General features: G+C 41.8%; 16 protein-coding genes and 1 pseudogene. 6 read left to right on the top strand and 11 right to left on the bottom strand.

Features of this window, described 5'->3' with window-relative positions; translation table 11 throughout:
• The first annotated feature begins 117 nt into the window (after positions 1–117).
• The 3 genes from kynU to kynA are packed head-to-tail and all read left to right on the top strand — an operon-like array spanning position 118 to position 2,870.
• Positions 118–1,386, top strand: coding sequence for a kynureninase (gene kynU / locus O2S85_RS15060; RefSeq protein WP_269410128.1), 1,269 nt, complete (start codon positions 118–120; stop codon positions 1,384–1,386).
• Entirely contained in the window at positions 1,386–2,015 is a 630-nt protein-coding gene (gene kynB, locus O2S85_RS15065; protein ID WP_269410129.1) for an arylformamidase, read from the top strand. The genes kynU and kynB overlap by 1 nt, the downstream gene beginning before the upstream one ends.
• 12 nt (positions 2,016–2,027) lie before the next feature.
• Complete coding sequence (gene kynA / locus O2S85_RS15070) at positions 2,028–2,870, top strand: tryptophan 2,3-dioxygenase (protein WP_269410130.1); 843 nt, start codon at positions 2,028–2,030, stop codon at positions 2,868–2,870.
• A 217-nt stretch (positions 2,871–3,087) separates the two neighbouring features.
• Here kynA and O2S85_RS15075 read toward each other — a convergent pair whose 3' ends face one another.
• Positions 3,088–3,432, bottom strand: a complete 345-nt coding sequence (locus O2S85_RS15075) for a hypothetical protein (RefSeq protein ID WP_269410131.1) — start codon at positions 3,430–3,432, stop codon at positions 3,088–3,090.
• 327 nt (positions 3,433–3,759) lie between these two features.
• Here O2S85_RS15075 and O2S85_RS15080 point away from each other — a divergent pair.
• The 3 genes and pseudogenes from O2S85_RS15080 (at position 3,760) to O2S85_RS15090 (ending at position 8,217) form a co-directional block, all read left to right on the top strand.
• Positions 3,760–5,102: pseudogene (locus O2S85_RS15080) on the top strand (sodium-dependent transporter).
• A gap of 322 nt (positions 5,103–5,424) precedes the next feature.
• A complete protein-coding gene (locus tag O2S85_RS15085) occupies positions 5,425–6,768 on the top strand; it encodes a sodium-dependent transporter (RefSeq protein ID WP_269410132.1) in 1,344 nt (447 codons plus the stop codon).
• Positions 6,769–6,873: 105 nt separating this feature from the next.
• A complete protein-coding gene (locus O2S85_RS15090; RefSeq protein WP_269410133.1) occupies positions 6,874–8,217 on the top strand; it encodes a CoA-disulfide reductase in 1,344 nt (447 codons plus the stop codon).
• Between the two features lie 181 nt (positions 8,218–8,398).
• Here O2S85_RS15090 and O2S85_RS15095 read toward each other — a convergent pair whose 3' ends face one another.
• The 10 genes from O2S85_RS15095 to ribH all read right to left on the bottom strand — a co-directional run bounded on the left by O2S85_RS15095 (position 8,399) and on the right by ribH (position 17,215).
• A complete protein-coding gene (locus O2S85_RS15095) occupies positions 8,399–9,070 on the bottom strand; it encodes a hypothetical protein (RefSeq protein ID WP_269410134.1) in 672 nt (223 codons plus the stop codon).
• Positions 9,071–9,323: 253 nt separating this feature from the next.
• On the bottom strand, positions 9,324–9,968 hold the full coding sequence (locus O2S85_RS15100) for a TerC family protein (protein ID WP_269410135.1): 645 nt from the start codon (positions 9,966–9,968) through the stop codon (positions 9,324–9,326).
• A gap of 299 nt (positions 9,969–10,267) precedes the next feature.
• Entirely contained in the window at positions 10,268–10,534 is a 267-nt protein-coding gene (locus tag O2S85_RS15105; RefSeq protein WP_269410136.1) for a hypothetical protein, read from the bottom strand.
• Between the two features lie 90 nt (positions 10,535–10,624).
• Complete coding sequence (locus O2S85_RS15110) at positions 10,625–11,677, bottom strand: C45 family autoproteolytic acyltransferase/hydrolase (RefSeq protein WP_269410137.1); 1,053 nt, start codon at positions 11,675–11,677, stop codon at positions 10,625–10,627.
• Between the two features lie 247 nt (positions 11,678–11,924).
• Positions 11,925–12,404, bottom strand: coding sequence for a GNAT family N-acetyltransferase (locus O2S85_RS15115; RefSeq protein WP_269410138.1), 480 nt, complete (start codon positions 12,402–12,404; stop codon positions 11,925–11,927).
• A 124-nt stretch (positions 12,405–12,528) separates the two neighbouring features.
• On the bottom strand, positions 12,529–14,403 hold the full coding sequence (locus O2S85_RS15120) for an ABC-F family ATP-binding cassette domain-containing protein (RefSeq protein ID WP_269410139.1): 1,875 nt from the start codon (positions 14,401–14,403) through the stop codon (positions 12,529–12,531).
• A gap of 262 nt (positions 14,404–14,665) precedes the next feature.
• Complete coding sequence (locus tag O2S85_RS15125; protein WP_269410140.1) at positions 14,666–15,802, bottom strand: RNA-guided endonuclease InsQ/TnpB family protein; 1,137 nt, start codon at positions 15,800–15,802, stop codon at positions 14,666–14,668.
• 38 nt (positions 15,803–15,840) lie between these two features.
• Positions 15,841–16,008, bottom strand: a complete 168-nt coding sequence (locus O2S85_RS15130; RefSeq protein WP_269410141.1) for a helix-turn-helix domain-containing protein — start codon at positions 16,006–16,008, stop codon at positions 15,841–15,843.
• A complete protein-coding gene (locus O2S85_RS15135) occupies positions 15,995–16,621 on the bottom strand; it encodes an IS607 family transposase (RefSeq protein ID WP_269410142.1) in 627 nt (208 codons plus the stop codon). Before O2S85_RS15135 ends, O2S85_RS15130 begins: the two co-directional genes overlap by 14 nt.
• A gap of 123 nt (positions 16,622–16,744) precedes the next feature.
• Positions 16,745–17,215, bottom strand: coding sequence for a 6,7-dimethyl-8-ribityllumazine synthase (ribH, locus tag O2S85_RS15140; RefSeq protein ID WP_269412603.1), 471 nt, complete (start codon positions 17,213–17,215; stop codon positions 16,745–16,747).
• Positions 17,216–17,218: the final 3 nt, after the last annotated feature.

The raw sequence follows: 17,218 nt of genomic DNA on the forward strand, positions 1-17,218 counted from the left end.
TTCACTCCCTTCTGCTGTAAGCGTTTGCATTTATGGCCTGTTTCTATTATTCTATATTTATTGGGGGAATCCCTTTTTAATACAAAAATTTTATTTTACATAGTCGAGGTGTCATACATGATTACACAGAAAAGCTATGCGCAATACCTGGATAGCCAGGATTCACTCAGTCATTTCCGCAATGAATTTTACATTTCCGATGAAAAGATTTATTTGGACGGTAATTCGTTGGGGCTTCTTTCCAGAAGAGCGGAACAAGCAGTAGCAAACATGCTAGATTCATGGAAACAACACGCAATTGATGGCTGGTCAAAAGGGGAACATCCCTGGTTTACTCTCTCGGAAAACTTGGGATCTCAAATGGCTCCGCTTGTTGGCGCAGCACCCGAAGAAGTGATTGTCACCGGGTCAACCACAACCAATCTGCATCAACTTGTGGCCAGTTTCTTTCAACCAGAAGGAAACAAAACAAAAATTCTTGCAGACGACTTAAATTTTCCTTCTGATATCTATGCCTTAACCAGTCAGCTGGCATTACACAGCTATGATTCTGAAAACCTGGTGAAAATTCCGAGTCGTGATGGGCATACACTTGCCACAGAAGACATCGTTGCCCATATGACCGATGATATTGCCTTGATTGTGTTACCTGGAGTGCTTTATCGCAGTGGTCAAATTTTGGATATGGAAACTTTAACAAATGAAGCACATAAACGTGATATATTGATCGGTTTTGATTTATGCCATTCAATCGGTGCGATCCCCCATCAGCTATCGGAATGGGGTGTGGATTTTGCTTTTTGGTGTACGTACAAACATTTAAACGGTGGTCCGGGCAGTGTTGCCGGCTTGTATGTTAATCAACGCCATTTCGGCAACAAACCGGGACTTGCCGGCTGGTTTAGTTCAAATAAAGATGTACAATTTGATATGGAGCATACATTAACCCCTGCCGATGATGCTGGTGCTTACCAAATCGGGACACCGCATATCTTAAGCATGGCACCATTAATTGGGGCATTGGATTTATTTGCCGAAGCAGGCATCACCAGAATTCGTAATAAGTCTCTAAGTTTAACCAATTATCTCATGGAATTAGTCGAAACGGAACTTAACGGGTATGGCTTTACCATTGCTAGTCCGAAAGATGATAGTAATCGCGGTGGCCATGTTTTGCTCGTCCATCCGGAAGCAGCCCGAATTTGCAAGGCACTAAAAGAAGCAGGCGTGATTCCCGATTTCCGCGCACCAAACGGCATTCGTCTGGCACCTGTGGCATTATACAATACCTTTACGGATGTATATAAAACCGTTGAAATTTTAAAGTCAATCATGGCGGAAGAACGTTATAAAAAATATGCAAACAAGCGGGAGGTAATTGCATAATGGCACAATGGATTGATATTTCCCAACCATTAACAAATACAATAGCTCATTGGCCCGGGGATACCCCTTTTTCCTATGAGTTAACCTATACGAAAGAAGAGTCCGGCTCCGCCAACATCGGGCAAATCACCACCAGCCTGCATATGGGCACCCATATTGATGCACCGTTTCATTTTGACAATGATGGTGCAACAGTCGATCAGCTTGACCTGGATATTTATGTTGGAAAAGCAGCCGTTATTGATGTCAGTCATACCGATACGATTACGGTGGACGTATTAAAACAGTTTGAATGGGACACGGATGTTACGCGTGTGTTGTTGAAAACGAGTCTGCCGAATAACCCGGAACGATTCCCGGAAAAACTTCCCGCACTTGATCCCGCAATCAGTCCGTGGCTGCACCGGCAAGGGATCCGATTACTCGGCGTTGATATGCCATCCGTTGACGATCCAGACAGTAAAGAACTGGAAGTCCATCATGCATTACATGATCATGATATTTTTATCTTGGAAAACATCATGCTTGATCAGATAGCGACAGGAAACTATGAATTGATCGCGCTGCCACTGGCTATTCATGGTGCGGATGGCAGTCCGGTCCGTGCGGTGTTGCGTGCCATTGATTAAGGAGGGTGTTTGATGACAAAGTCCGGAGAAACCTTTTCATCGGAAACAGGCATTCATACCGATTTTCGGGAAAAAATGACGTACGGCGATTATTTACAGCTGGATCGATTATTGTCCAGCCAGAAACGATTAACGGAACATCATGATGAAATGCTGTTTATTATTATTCATCATGTCTCTGAATTATGGCTGAAACTGATTATTCACGAAACAAAGGCGGCCATCGCAGCGATTGAAGCGGATGAATTACAGGCTTCCTTCAAAATGCTTGCCCGTGTTTCCAGAGTCCAGACACAAATCATTCAAGCCTGGGATGTGCTGTCCACTTTGACCCCAGCAGAATATATGGAGTTTCGCGATAAATTAGGCAACGCATCCGGATTTCAATCCTATCAATACCGGCTGGTCGAGTTTGTACTTGGTTATAAAACACCATTTATTCTAAAAATCTATCAAAAGGATCCGGAAATTCACGCCACATTACAGGAAGCATATGAAGCGCCGGGACTGTACGATGTAGCCATTCGCGCCCTCGCCCGAAACGGTTTTGCGATCCATGATGCAGTATTAAATCGAGATGTTACAAAGATGTATCAAAAAGATGAATCGGTCAAAAAGGCCTGGTTACAAGTTTATCAGGATGTCGATACCCATTGGGACTTATACCAGCTGGCCGAAAAACTCGTAGATATAGAAGATTCCTTCCAGCAATGGCGCTTCCGTCATATGAAAACAGTCGAACGAATTATCGGGCATAAAAAAGGCACCGGCGGATCATCCGGTGTGGGATATTTGAAAAAAGTATTGGAGCATTATTTCTTTCCGGAGTTGTGGGAGATACGGACGGAGCTTTGAGCATCTTTGATTGTTGATATTGTCCGAACAGAAAGAGTAACTACCTGGCTGCCTGTGAAGCAAACTGGGTAAGTTACTTTTTCATTTGCTGTCTTCTTTATATAAATAAACCTATACATTCAAGTACATGTATTAATTTTTTTCATACCGTAGAACACATAACCGAAGTCATGGGAATGTTCATAATAAAGATTTATTTCTTGTTTAATCATGTTCACTACATCCAAAGCAGCAGGAGTACGATGATACTTGTGTTCCATTTTTTTGAGATTACTATCAAGTGGATTGTAATATTCGCTTGTCCAATCTTCCCTGGGTAAAACAAATGAAAAGAGATAGGCAGATTGATGATTTGGTTCACTTTTTTGGGAATGGTATTGATTTCTGGATATCCTTGCTCCCAAAATTCTTTGCTTTCTTTGGATGGGTTCATATGCAACCAAGAAATTTCACTACAGACTAGATAGCCATCTTGTTTTAAAAAGGTTTTCCACTGTTTGAGGCCTTCTTGAAATCCCGCAATATAAATTGAACCTTCCGCATAAAAAATAACCCCTCGCATGCGTTTGACAGGCGCTGAGGGATTATTTTTTCACTTTGGTTCCCTCGATATTATTTTTAATCTGGCATCGGACGCAATCTGTTTTTTGTATAAATACCACACCACCAGCAATTTTTGGATTAAATCAATTCAATACAAAGTATCCGGTTGTTTAAAATAATCAATGTTAAACAAACCTTCAGAATCAATCAGTTACCGCAAATCAAACAGAGCTTAACCGGCCAGATAAAATTGCCTTGTCGCTAATCGCCTTGTCTTCCTCTTGCACTCTACCAGCACTAATGGTAACTTTTATTAGTAAACTTATCATTTTTTGGAGGCCAATTTATGCAAAACAAAACAGATCAGTGGTCATCGAGAATCGGCTTTATTTTATCATCAGCTGGTGCTGCGATTGGCCTGGGTGCCATTTGGAAATTCCCATATATGACGGGAATGAATGGTGGCGGTGCCTTCTTTCTCTTATTCATCGCATTCACCATTATTATTGGTCTCCCATTATTAATTGCCGAATTCATCATTGGCAGAGGTGCGCAAAAGGAAGCGGTTAGTGCCTATCAAAAGCTTGCCCCCAATAGTATTTTTTCCCATATTGGAAAGTGGGGCGTTGTTAGTTCCTTTATCCTGATGTCGTTTTATAGTGTTGTCGGTGGCTGGGTGCTTGTTTATAGCGTGATGTCCATTCCTGGCATGATTATTACCGATGGAGCGAATTATCAAGAACTGTTTGCCACAATAACTGGAAACCCTGTTATTACCATTATTGCACATGGCATCTTTATCATTTTAAACATTATTGTCGTATCATTCGGCATTCAAAACGGCATTGAAAGAGCAAGTAAGATATTAATGCCATTATTATTTATCTTTTTTATAATCATTGTGTTGCGTGCTGTAACATTTCCTGGTGCATCGGAAGGGTTGGCATTCTTCCTAAAACCGGATTTCTCCAGTCTAAATGCCGAAAGTGTGCTTTATGCGCTTGGGCAGTCATTCTTTTCACTGGCGGTCGGCGTCTCTGTGATGGTGACCTATAGTTCTTACCTGAAAAAGGATATCAGCTTGCCCGTTTCGGCCGGTACTGTATCGATGATGAATATTTTTGTGTCGTTATTGGCAGGTTTGGCGATTTTTCCGATCGTCTTTGCCTTTGGACTGGAACCAACAGAAGGACCGGGATTATTATTCATGGTATTGCCGGAAGCATTTGCACAGATGCCATTCGGTGAGCTATTCTTGTGCTTGTTCCTGTTTCTATTCTTATTTGCCATACTAACATCATCCTTTAGTATGTTGGAAATCATTACATCAGCCTTTACAGCAAATAAAAAGAGATCCCGGGTAAAAGTTGCCTGGATTGCCGGATTTCTTGTATTTCTCGCCGGCATTCCAGCAGCACTGTCATCCAATACAATGGCAAACGTTAAAATATTCGGCTTAACGGCATTTGATGCATCTGATTTTCTTGTTAGTAACATTTTAATGCCACTCGGCTGTTTGTTCATTGCGATTTTTATCACATTTAAATGGATCGAATATTGGTTAGGCAAGAATTTAATTATGGCAAGGAATTTTCATTAGGTCTTTATCAGACATGGTTTCAGATCATGCGCTGGCTCGTTCCGATTACGATTATTATTGTATTTGCCAGCTCGTTGGGGATTATTTAATAGAGCCAACTAAAAACAGGTGTCGCACTGGCATCTGTTTTTAGTTTGTGATATCGACCTGTATTGCGAGATATCAACCGTAACTTCGAAAATATCAACCTATATGGTAAACTATCAACCGTAAACTCCCGGGTATCAACCTGCATGATAAATTATCAACCGTAAACTCGCGAGTATCAACCATTCATTGCAAACTATCAACCGCAAAGCCTCGGATATCAACCTGCATGATATAATTACACCCGCGATTTTCCCTCTTGCACCCACCAACAACTAATGGTAATTTTAATGAATAAACAATTTTATATTTGGAGGCCAACGTATGAAAAACAAAACAGATCAATGGTCGTCTAGGATTGGCTTTATTTTGTCATCGGCTGGAGCAGCAATTGGCCTGGGTGCTATTTGGAAGTTCCCGTACATGACGGGGGTACATGGTGGTGCAGCTTTCTTTCTCTTATTTGTCGCGTTCACTATTATTCTTGGTCTCCCATTACTTATTGCCGAATTTATCATTGGCAGGGGTGCGCAAAAGGAAGCGGTTAGCGCCTACCGGAAGCTTACACCAAATAGCATGTTCGCACATACGGGAAAATTTGGGGTTATTGGTGGATTTGTTCTGATGTCCTTTTATAGTGTTGTTGGTGGCTGGGTCCTCATTTACTGTGTGATGTCCATCCCTGGTATGATTATTACTGATGGAGCGAATTATCAGGAACTGTTCGCCACGATAACCGGGAATCCCGCTATTACTATTATTGGACACGGCATCTTTGTTATTTTAAATATCCTCGTCATCTCGTTTGGTATTAAAAACGGGATTGAAAAAGCAAGTAAAGTATTAATGCCATTATTATTTATCTTTTTTATTATCATTGTGATCCGCGCTGTGACCTTTTCAGGAGCGGTGGAAGGCTTGTCCTTTTTCCTAAAACCTGATTTCTCCAGTCTCAATAAGGAGAGTGTCCTTTACGCGCTTGGACAGTCGTTCTTTTCATTGGCCGTTGGTCTTTCGATGATGATCACGTATAGCTCTTATTTGAAAAAAGATGTTAGTCTGCCTGTTTCTGCGGGTACAGTCGCGATTATGAATATTTTTGTTTCATTACTAGCGGGACTGGCGATCTTTCCAATCGTCTTTGCCACTGGTCTGGAGCCAACAGAAGGTCCGGGATTATTGTTTATGGTATTGCCGGAAGCATTTGCCCAGATGCCGTTTGGGGAAGTCTTTCTATGCCTGTTTCTGTTCCTATTCCTATTTGCCGTTTTGACGTCATCGTTTAGTATGTTGGAGATTATTACATCTGCTTTTACAGCAAACAATAATCGTTCACGGACAAAAGTGGCCTGGATTTCCGGATTTATCGTGTTTATCGCTGGAATCCCTGCAGCATTGTCGTCCAGCACCTTGGCGAATTTTAAAATATTCGGTTTAACCGTATTTGATGCTTCTGATTTTCTTGTAAGCAACATCATGCTGCCGATTGGCTGTTTCTTAATTGCGATTTTTGTAACGTATAAAATGGACAGGGGCTTGGTCAAACAGGAATTTAATTATGGCAAGGAATTGTCCCCAGGTCTTTATCAGGCGTGGTTCCAAATCATGCGCTGGCTTGTACCGATTACGATTATTATTGTGTTTGCGAGCACTCTGGGAATTATCTAATCGACGCAAAACAAAAACAGATGTCGACTCAGCATCTGTTTTTGTTTTGCTTAACTTTCCTCATACCAGGGTATTCTACAAGTAGATCATGCAAAGGAAGTGTATGTGTTGAAACAAAAAATTGTTATAGTTGGTGGAGTTGGCGGCGGGTCAACTGTTGCCTCACAAATTCGCCGACTAAATCAGGAAGCAGAAATTACCCTGTTGGAACAGAATGGACATATCGCGTTTTCCAATTGTGGGATGCCATATTATCTCGGTGGGGTCATTCACGAACGGGACGCAATTTTAACTGATGCTGAAAAGTTTGCCAAAAAATATAAGGTCGATGTACAACTGCATACGATGGTAACCAACATCGACCGGGATAACCAAACCGTTGCCTATCAGCATGAATCTGCTATCGGAGAGGTTTCTTATGATATACTTATTCTTTCCCCAGGAGCCTCTGCTATCGTCCCGCCTATTGATGGAATAAATCGTGACAATACATTTACATTGCGGACAATACCGGATATGGATAGGATAAACGCTTATATTCAGCAACAGAATCCGCAAACCTGTGTGATCGTCGGCGGCGGTTTTGTCGGGTTGGAAATGGTTGAAAACTTAACAGCACGCGGGATCGACTGTACGATTGTTGACCGGTCAAACCATCTATTACATATTCTGGATGAGGATATGGCGGGTTTGGTGCATCGCCACGTCCGCGAACACGGGATTGAACTAAAACTAAAACAATCCGCTGAATCTTTTACAAGTGATGGAAAAACATTACATTTGGACAATGGCGATACGTTAAGTACGGACATGACACTGCTCTCCGTAGGGATTAAACCGAATATCGAGCTGGCTGAAAATGCTGGACTGGAACTTGGTGAAACAGGGGCCATTGCAGTGAATGACGTGATGCAAACATCGGATCCAAAAATTTATGCACTCGGTGATGTCGTCGAGACACGGGATTTTCTAACCAAACAGCCGCGTAATGTAGCACTTGCTTCCCCGGCGCATCGGCAGGCATTTATTATCGCCAATCATCTCTATGGTCAAAAAGTCCCCTATCAAGGAACAGTCGGCTCCGCCATTCTGAGGGTATTTGATTTAACGGTTGGCAGTACCGGTAATACGAGTGAAAGTTTGCAGGATGCGGGGATTGCTTTTCAAACCGTCACCCAGGGTGCACTGTCAAACGCCGGTTATTTTCCTGGTGCGGAGAAAATATCGCTAAAAATTCTGTTTGACCCCGAAAATGGTCAATTATTAGGTGGTCAGGTTATCGGCAAGAAAGGGGTCGACAAACGCTTGGCAGTAATGGCAACCGCAATCAACGGCAGGCTTACCGTTGCTGATTTAACTGAATTGGAGCTAGCCTATGCACCACCTTATGCGTCACCGAAAGATCCAATTAATACGGTTGGTTATAAGGCATTGGCGCAGATGGAATGATTTATGATGGTTCAACGTGATAATAATTTTATATTGTCGCTTATGGTGGTGGCCATATAAATAATTTCACATAAAATATGGAGCATTCCACCCCATAGTTGGTTTCATGTTTCGTAACAACTCCATAAAAAAACAAAAGCCCCCAATTCGTGGGAGCTTTCGTTTTTTTAAGAATCGCCAATTATAAATCTTCTTCAACCCGATAAATCAACTTATAGCGATCTTCGTCAATCAGATCACCGGCAAGCAGATGTGCACCATGCCCAAAAATCACTTCATTATCAGTCATGGCAACAATCATTGCTTTCATACCAGTTTCTATATCTAAGTAAATATCACCAACCACCGGCTTCAATGGAATATCGTCTGCCTGTAACAATGCCGGGGACTCATCCGCTTTTAATTGATCTTCGGAAACCAGATTAAGGTCATAGTACGCAATATCCTGACTGCCTTCTAATTTCCCCTGCACCAATGTCACATACTCACTATGTTTGACACCATTATCCCTTGTTGTCACCACATTACCGTCCTCGATCGTATCCACTTTTTCAATTGCATTCAGGGAGTAGTGATCGAGAAAGTCAGGAGCAGGCTTCGTAATAAGTATATAATCTCCTTTTTCCGGCATTTTGTCTTTATCAATCGTATAACGATGACCATAGAAAATAAATGAATCCATATGTTTCGGTCGGTAAAGATGAATCTGGTTGGCACTGGTCAAGATTTGCTGCATATCCTTTAACCGATATAAGTGGACAGATTTCTTAAACATCGGTTTGACTGAATAAACCTTGTGCAATTCATTTTTGTAGAAAACAAATTGTCCCTTTCTTACCTGAAAAAGCTTCAATTCTGCAACCTCCCAAATAATAGTATAAAGTCCATAATCGTTAGTTTGGATGAATGAAGTAGATGAATCCCGGGTTTACTTTATCCGTTCATTCATAAATTACTTTCCCTTCCTATCAGCCTTGTTAAACTTAATATATGTTATTTTACGGAAAGTAAACGTATTGTACCATGTTTTTATTAGCTTAACCATAGAAAAAATATAAATAAGAACAAGGCTCCCGAATTTTACGAAGGAAGCCTTCCGTGACAACTTATGATTTTCTCCTTTGATTATGTATGAACCCCGATAATAATACGGCAAGCGTCAAAATCACCATGATGGCATACGTGAATGGCCCGTGTTCCAAATGAAGGGCATCCACCACCAGATCGTCCTCTGTAATCATCTCCCCAGCTGTCCACGCGAGAATTGCCGTACCAACGTAGGCAATCCACTTGAATCGCTCCATGACACGTACAATGATTTTGGAGCCGAAAATCATGATTGGAATACTGACTGCAACGCCAAGGGCAAGCAAGCCAAGGTGTCCCCGCGCAGCACCGGCAATTGCCACCACATTATCAAGACTCATGATCGCATCGGCAACAATAATGGTCAACACTGCTTTTCCCAAACTGTTTGCCGATGCAACATTCGTTTTTTCGTCATCATCGGCAATAACATTATAGGCAATCCACAAAAGCAACAGTCCACCAATAAAATGGACAAGTGGGACTTGCAATAAATAGACAATCACAACCGCAAACACAATCCGTAGTACGACTGCCCCAACAGTCCCCATAATAATGGCTTTGTTTTGCTTATCTTTTGGCAATCTCCTGGTGGCCATGGCAATGACGATTGCGTTATCTCCTGAAAGTATGATATCAATTGCGATAATTTTTAATAGGATCATGATCGATTCCGAGGTAATTTCCAGACCAAACAAAGTTTTGAAGCCACCCTTCTGTGCACGCTCTTTATTAGAGGATGTTCAAAAAGTCCGGTAAAAATGACATGCCCCTGCAAAAGAGGTATGCCGACGCCTGAGCGCAAAGCCCGTTTTTAGTCGGCCTTCCTTTGAAGAAGCTCGTTGGCTTGCTTTTCCGCTCCTCATGTACCTTTTATGTACACTCCGGTGCTCAAAGCTACGCCGCCTAGAACTTCTCGGTCCTTTTTATCCTCCTTTTTGAACACGCACTATTATACTATTTTTTATTGGCATATAAAAGAAGTATATCGAAAAGCTTGATCCCCATTCCTATCAACTATCCCTTCCTTCATTCGCTGTGGCTGCCTGGTTCGGGAATTAATCGCAATAATTCCGACTGCAACCAATGCCGACGCGCCGATGATAGACACAGTCAGATGCTCCCCAAGAATAAAGAATGCTGACAAAATCGTGCCAGACACCGAGGTGACAAATTTATAAATGCTAATCTTCCCTGCTTTATTAGATTGTGAATGACCCCACCTTACCATCTTGTCCAGCTGTCCCAAGCCCTTTACGCAACATATTCAGACTTGCATTGTGGTCGCGATCCATGTTTGTCCGCCCCTGCTTTTCATTGATTAACGGACAGCCTTATCCATATGCACAAATGGCAAGTCCGTATCAACTTCACCTAATACACGTTTCGTCATAAAATCGTCCCCCTTGAGCCATGTTGCAAAATCAAATACTACCGGCTCCCGGTCACCACCTAAAGCAAACCATACTTTTTGTTCTGCAGGTAAATAGCCGGACGTATGAATCGTACCTGACCAATTTTTATACTGATCGGAAAACACACCTTTGTCTGTATCATTCAGCATACGAAACGCTTGATAGGCGTCGGTTATCTCCTGTCCTTGCGATTGCATAGCCTCCAGGCGTTGATATGAATCCGTTAAATGACAGCGGTTTTCATCCTTTAACAGTTCAAAATGGTTGGTACATACATTTGACTGGCGCACCTCAACACTTCTTGGCGTTGCCTCCACAATATACGTTTCCCCGCTTTTATCCAACACGGTATAACTAAACGAATGACGGTGGGGAATTTCCTTTAGCATTGTAACTGCATCATCCACCGTTGCACAGCTTTCCAGTATGATCCGGCCAATCATATTGCAAATAAATCCGTCTCCAGGCTTTTTACGATGCATAAAATTGTAACCCATAGCAAGCCCTTTTTCATTCATCCCATCCATTCGACCGGTAATTCGCTGGGACGGACCAATAACCGCATATCCCTGATCAGCTGGTTGGAATACCATAAACCGCCCTTCATAGGTTTTTGGATGGTAATCATAATTGCGAATCAAGAAATCTTTTCCGGTAAAAATCGAACAGCCACTGCGCACATATTCCAATCGGTAGCCGCCAAATTCCTGAAGCGTGTCCTTGAGATCCCATTCCAATGCATCACGGAGTCCAAGCAGTTCATCCCAAATACCGGGAGCAAATGCTTGTATTGCCTCCTTTGTTTCCCCAATATCAATCGTGAACCGCGGCCGTCTAATCTTCCACTGTCGCTCACGATTTTTTATCGTTAACGAATCCTTTAGTAAAGTTCCTTGTTTATAACCAAACCCATAATGTGTACCGCGAAATTGAATAATATCACTAAAAATCTTCTTCACCCTTACACCCCATTTCATCACTACACCAGTTTACAAGAAACCAGGAGAAAATGAAACCAGACAGACCCCGCGTCCCACTTTGAACGGAATAAATAATACAAACGCTTAGAAATCTATGGTATCCAGACCTAAATCAATTCATAAAAATAAAGGATGCTACATATCATGCATGACCATATGTAACACCCTTTAAACAGACGCCGTACAAAGACATAACTGTAATCGTTATTCATTGCAAATTATTCCTTTACGATAATTCTTTTATATACCAAGCATCCATAGCATTATGCTCTGAACCGTCCAGTGGTCTTTCAAGTTGTTGGAAACCTAATTTAATGTAAAGGAGATTAGCTACTTTAAGCTTTTTCAATGTTTCTAAGTAACAGCATGTATAGTGTTCCTTGGCGAAATCGAGTGCTACTTTCATCAGCTCCCTCGACAGCCCCATACCCTGGGCTTCAGGTTTAATGTATAGTTTTTGCAGCTCGCAAATCCCCGTCTTAAGTCCAAATGGTGTAATTCCCACCCCACCTACTACTTCATCTTGATTATTCACCACAACCCAATACTTTGCATTTGATTGTTGCTTGTAAAATTGAGCTAGACAGCCTAGTTGAGGGTCAAAATAGGCTGTTCCTGGAATATTTAACTGAAATGATTCCAATGAACGTTTAATAATTTGCTCCATTGTTTCATTGTCTTTTTCTTCAATTTCACGAATCTGCATTATTCATCCCCCGGATAGTAATAATTTAATTATTAGGCCCTGTCCAACCTCGGTAGATTCTCCTTTTTGAACACGCACTATTAGTCATACCGTTCGCACCAATTTAAAAGGGGGTCGTTTGCATCTACTCCACCAACTCAGACAATTCCGCCCAGCGGTCCATTTTTGCTGCTAGTTGTTCTTCAGTCTGCTGTTGCTCCTCATATAATTCTTGCACCTGCTCGAGGTCGCTTCCAGCCACAGCAATTTGTTTTTCTAAATCCGCCAGTCTTGCTTCCAATGCAGCAATTTCATCCTCGATTCCTTCCCATTCGCGCTTTTCCATATAGGACAATTTTTTCTTCTTGGTCGCTGGTTTTTTCTCTTTTTTCTCTGTAACTGACTCCTTGGAATTCCCCTGATTTGCCTGTTCAGCCGCTTGCTCCAAGTATTCGGTATAGTTACCATTGTAGCGGGCAACCACTCCATTACTGCTGAATACCAATAAATGATCGACCACCCGATCCAGGAAGTAGCGATCGTGAGAAACAGTAATAACAACGCCAGGAAATTGTTCCAAATAGTCTTCCAGTACACTTAATGTTTGGGTATCCAAATCGTTCGTCGGTTCATCCAACAATAATACGTTTGGTTCGGTCATTAATACTTTTAATAAATACAGCCGCCGTTTTTCCCCGCCTGACAGTCTGCCAATATAGGTCCATTGCTCACTTCGGGAAAACAAAAATCGTTCCAGCATTTGCTCGGCGGTAATGACATCTCCATCTTTGGTATGAACTACTTCTGCAACTTCTTTGATGTAGTCAATCATCCGCATCCCATCATCAAGCTCTTCGTCGCCCTGTGTATAATAGCCCAGATTGACCGTTTCACCAATTTCGATGATTCCTTCATCAGGAGCAATCCGTTCGGCCATGATATTCAGCAGTGTTGATTTTCCAGAGCCATTAGGGCCAATAATCCCCAGCCGCTCTCCAGGCACAACAAGGTAATTAAAATCAGATAACACTGTTTTACCATCATAAGACTTGCCGATATGCTCGAGTTCCATGACTTTTTTGCCCAACCTGGTTGAACCCGCTTGGAAAGAGACATCTTGTTTAGTCGTATCAAAGGTCTTTTCCTTCATTTCCTCGACACGATCAATCCGGGCTTTTTGCTTGGTCGAACGAGCTTTGGCTCCGCGTTTTAGCCAGGCAATTTCTCTTCGGAGTGTATTCTGATGTTTTTGTTCCAGACTGTGTTCCAATGCTTCCCGTTCTGCTTTCTTTTCCAAAAATAATTCATAGTTACCGGCATACGTGTACAAATTACCTTTATTCAATTCAAAAATACGATTCGTTACCCGGTTCAGAAAATAACGGTCGTGCGTAACAAGCAATAATGCACCTTGATAACTCGCTAAAAACTTCTCCAGCCATTCAACCGTTTCATTGTCCAAATGGTTGGTCGGCTCATCCAGAATTAATAGATCTGCCGGCTGAATCAGCGCCTTGGCAATTGCGACCCGCTTTTTTTGTCCACCGGAAAGTTCACCGATATATTGATCAAATGCCGTAATCCCCAATTTGGTTAACACCGTTTCCGCCAGGGTATTGGCCTCCCAAGCGTCGAACTGATCCATTTGCTGTTGCATGGTTAATAGATTTTCCTGTGCCTTCACATTTTCCGGATCTTTTTCCAACTGCTGTAATGCTCGCTCATATCCGCGCATCACCTGCATCACTTGGGAGTCGCCGAAATAAATTTGTTCCAGCACCGTTAAATTTGGATCCAATTCCGGTTCTTGGGCCAAATATTCAATTTGATAGTCTTTCCCATGATGAATGGTTCCTTCTTCAGCTGATTCAATTCCGGCAATGACTTTTAGAAAACTGGATTTGCCTGTACCATTGACACCAATTAAACCGATGCGATCCTGATCCGCTATCGAGCAGGACACATGATTAAATAATATTTTCTCACCAAATGATTTATATAAATTTTCAATTGTAAGCATTGATTTTCACCCTAACTGCAAGCTGGCATAGTCACACTTTTTATTCTATCATAAAGTGAAATTTCATTCAGTGGGGGGTTCCTTTCCGTTTCTCCCAACTGATCTGAAGGAACACAGTCCGTCAATGCGTGATAAAAACGAAGATACAGTTAGCCTGCATCCGCACTCCTTTGTCTATTTAAACCTAACCGAAATTAAGCCTAAAATTAATCAAAGACCTCTTCTCTGTTACCAAGAAGAATGTTTGTTTCACCCCTCGGATTTACTTCCCGAGGCCAGCAGATGGGGTCAAACCACAAGCAATCTTTGCCTGTTTAAAATCCCACCACACTGTATACATAGGGGATTCCACACCTATGTAGCCTGCGCGAGGCAATCGCTTTTTAGCTTTCTTTCCGATATTAACTGCACTGTTGATATCTCTAGAAAGCGTTGTACCGCAGTTTACACATGTAAAGTTGCGAATGGATGGATCTTTTTTCTCTTTATTACCGCAGACACAACAGGTTTTGGTTGTGTCACGTTCATCAATCTTTTGATAATGCTTGCCACTTTTCGCTTGCACCCAATTTAATATACGGCGAAACTGTCCAACTGGAGTTTGATTTAACATGGCCCTTCTCATCGTCCCGTACTTTGTCACATCGGGAGTCGGAGTATAATCACCAATGTAAATGGCGTCGTAACGCTTGGAAAAATAATGCGCATAGCTAAATAACAACGTCTTCATTTGTTCTCGACGTTTTAATTGCGCCTTTTCCAAAGCATGATTGAGTCTCTTCCAACGTTTGCTCGGCTCAAAATAGGTGACGTTTGGGGTGCATACCAGCTTATTAAATTTTTCACATTTGTCCCGTTTTGATTTGATTTCATCGATTCGTTTATCCCAATACTTTAACAGTGCATTCATTGATTTCAATTCATATGATTTTCCATCACTGCCTAATCCCACCGCCAGATTCTTATGGTTGGGATCAAATACAATAAACGATTGTTCCTCCACCTTGGGGATTTCCTTGGCCTCTTCTATTGTAAAAATGGCATAATACGAATCCAGATCCTTTGTGATGCGAAGGGTTTTGATTCTCTCCGTTTCGCTTAGTTCTACCGCTTCCACAAGTCCAACTTTGATTTTGATGGTCTTCTTAGCCTTTTTATCTTTTTTCTTTAATTCCTTGTATTCTTCATCTGTTAACTTGCCAAAACTTAAGGAAAGCAGATTGGTATCCAATAATTTAAAGCCTTTTTTTGGTTCATCATAATATAGCGAAAACCACTTCTTTTTCCATGAACGATATTTTGGTTTCTCATTCATTAATTTTGGATCAAAAAATCGTTCATAGGCATCTTTTAACCGTAATGCCGTATTTTTCAATGGGGAGGAATGGACTTTAAACAAAAATGGGTTTTCCCCTTTTATTTTCGGTACTTCATTCCTCAGGTTTCTGCCGGAAAGCAGTTTTTTCTTTTTTCATTGTGATAATCTTCTTCCACTGCGTCCAGCAATTGATTGTACAGCCAGTTGCACATTCTGGATTGAGAATCGAGTAACTGCTTGTTTTCTTTTGTAACCACCAACCGTACCTTTTTATTATACGTAAGCATGGCCGTTGTCCTCGATGACCTGTTTCACCGCTTGTTGCAGTTTCTTTCGCTTGTGACTTCTGCTTCCATACAAGCGGCTGCTGAAGACAGTAATAATGGAAAGCATATCCTCGACTAACTCCTGCTCATATGTTTTATCCTCTGTATGGTTGACGATTTCAATTTTCACATGATGGAAGGCACATATTTGTTCCAACAATTCATACCCAAAACGTAGTAACCTATCCTTGTAGTTGACGACAACTTTCTCCACCTGATTGCTTTGCGCCAGCCGGATTAATTCCTTTAGCCCCTTCTTATCGTCATTCAAACCACTTCCCAGATCTTTTATAATACGAAACTGATATCCATTTGCCGAACAATACTGCGAAACGGTATGGACCTGCCTTTTTAACTCTTCCTTTTGGTTCGATGATGATACACGGCAATACCCAATAACAATTTTGTCTTGAAGTGGTTTCAAATCATGCTTGATAGCACTGAGGTCTTCTACAGCATATCTTCTATGGCCACCGGTGGTTCGAGAGGATGTTATCTTCCCCTCTTTTTCCCACCTTCTTAATGTAGTGGGATGAACACCAAGTATGCTGGATGCTTCATCGATGGTATACATGTTAGCGATCCTCCTCATTTTATTTCTACTTACAAGGTTCGACATAAAATGGGAGAATCCTGCTAAAAAGTAATTAATTTTAAATAATTTAGATTAAACTGTTTTGATACCCCGCTTTAGAAACTATCCTTCTATTTGCGCCACAAGATTCGCCATCTCAATTGCTGCCACAGCGGCATCTGCACCTTTATTACCAGCCTTGGTCCCGGCACGTTCAATCGCTTGCTCAATCGTGTCCGTAGTTAAAATTCCAAAGATAATCGGTTTGCCCGTTTCCAATGACACATTTGCAACTCCCTTAGCCGCTTCATTACAAACATAATCAAAATGGGCTGTTGACCCTCGGATGACCGCTCCTAAAGTAATGACCGTATCATAATAATTCGAATCTGCCATTTTTTTTGCAACAAGCGGGATTTCAAAGGCACCGGGTACCCAGGCAATATCCATGTTTTCTTCCAAAACGCCATGCCGCTTTAACGTGCCGATCGCTCCATCTAATAGATTACCCGTAATAAATTCGTTAAAACGTGCAATCACGATCCCAACTTTTAACTCCGTACCAACCAGACTTCCTTCGTATGTGTTACCCATTCG

The sequence above is a fragment of the Lentibacillus daqui genome, assembly GCF_027186265.1.
GTDB classification, from domain to species: domain Bacteria; phylum Bacillota; class Bacilli; order Bacillales; family Amphibacillaceae; genus Lentibacillus_C; species Lentibacillus_C daqui.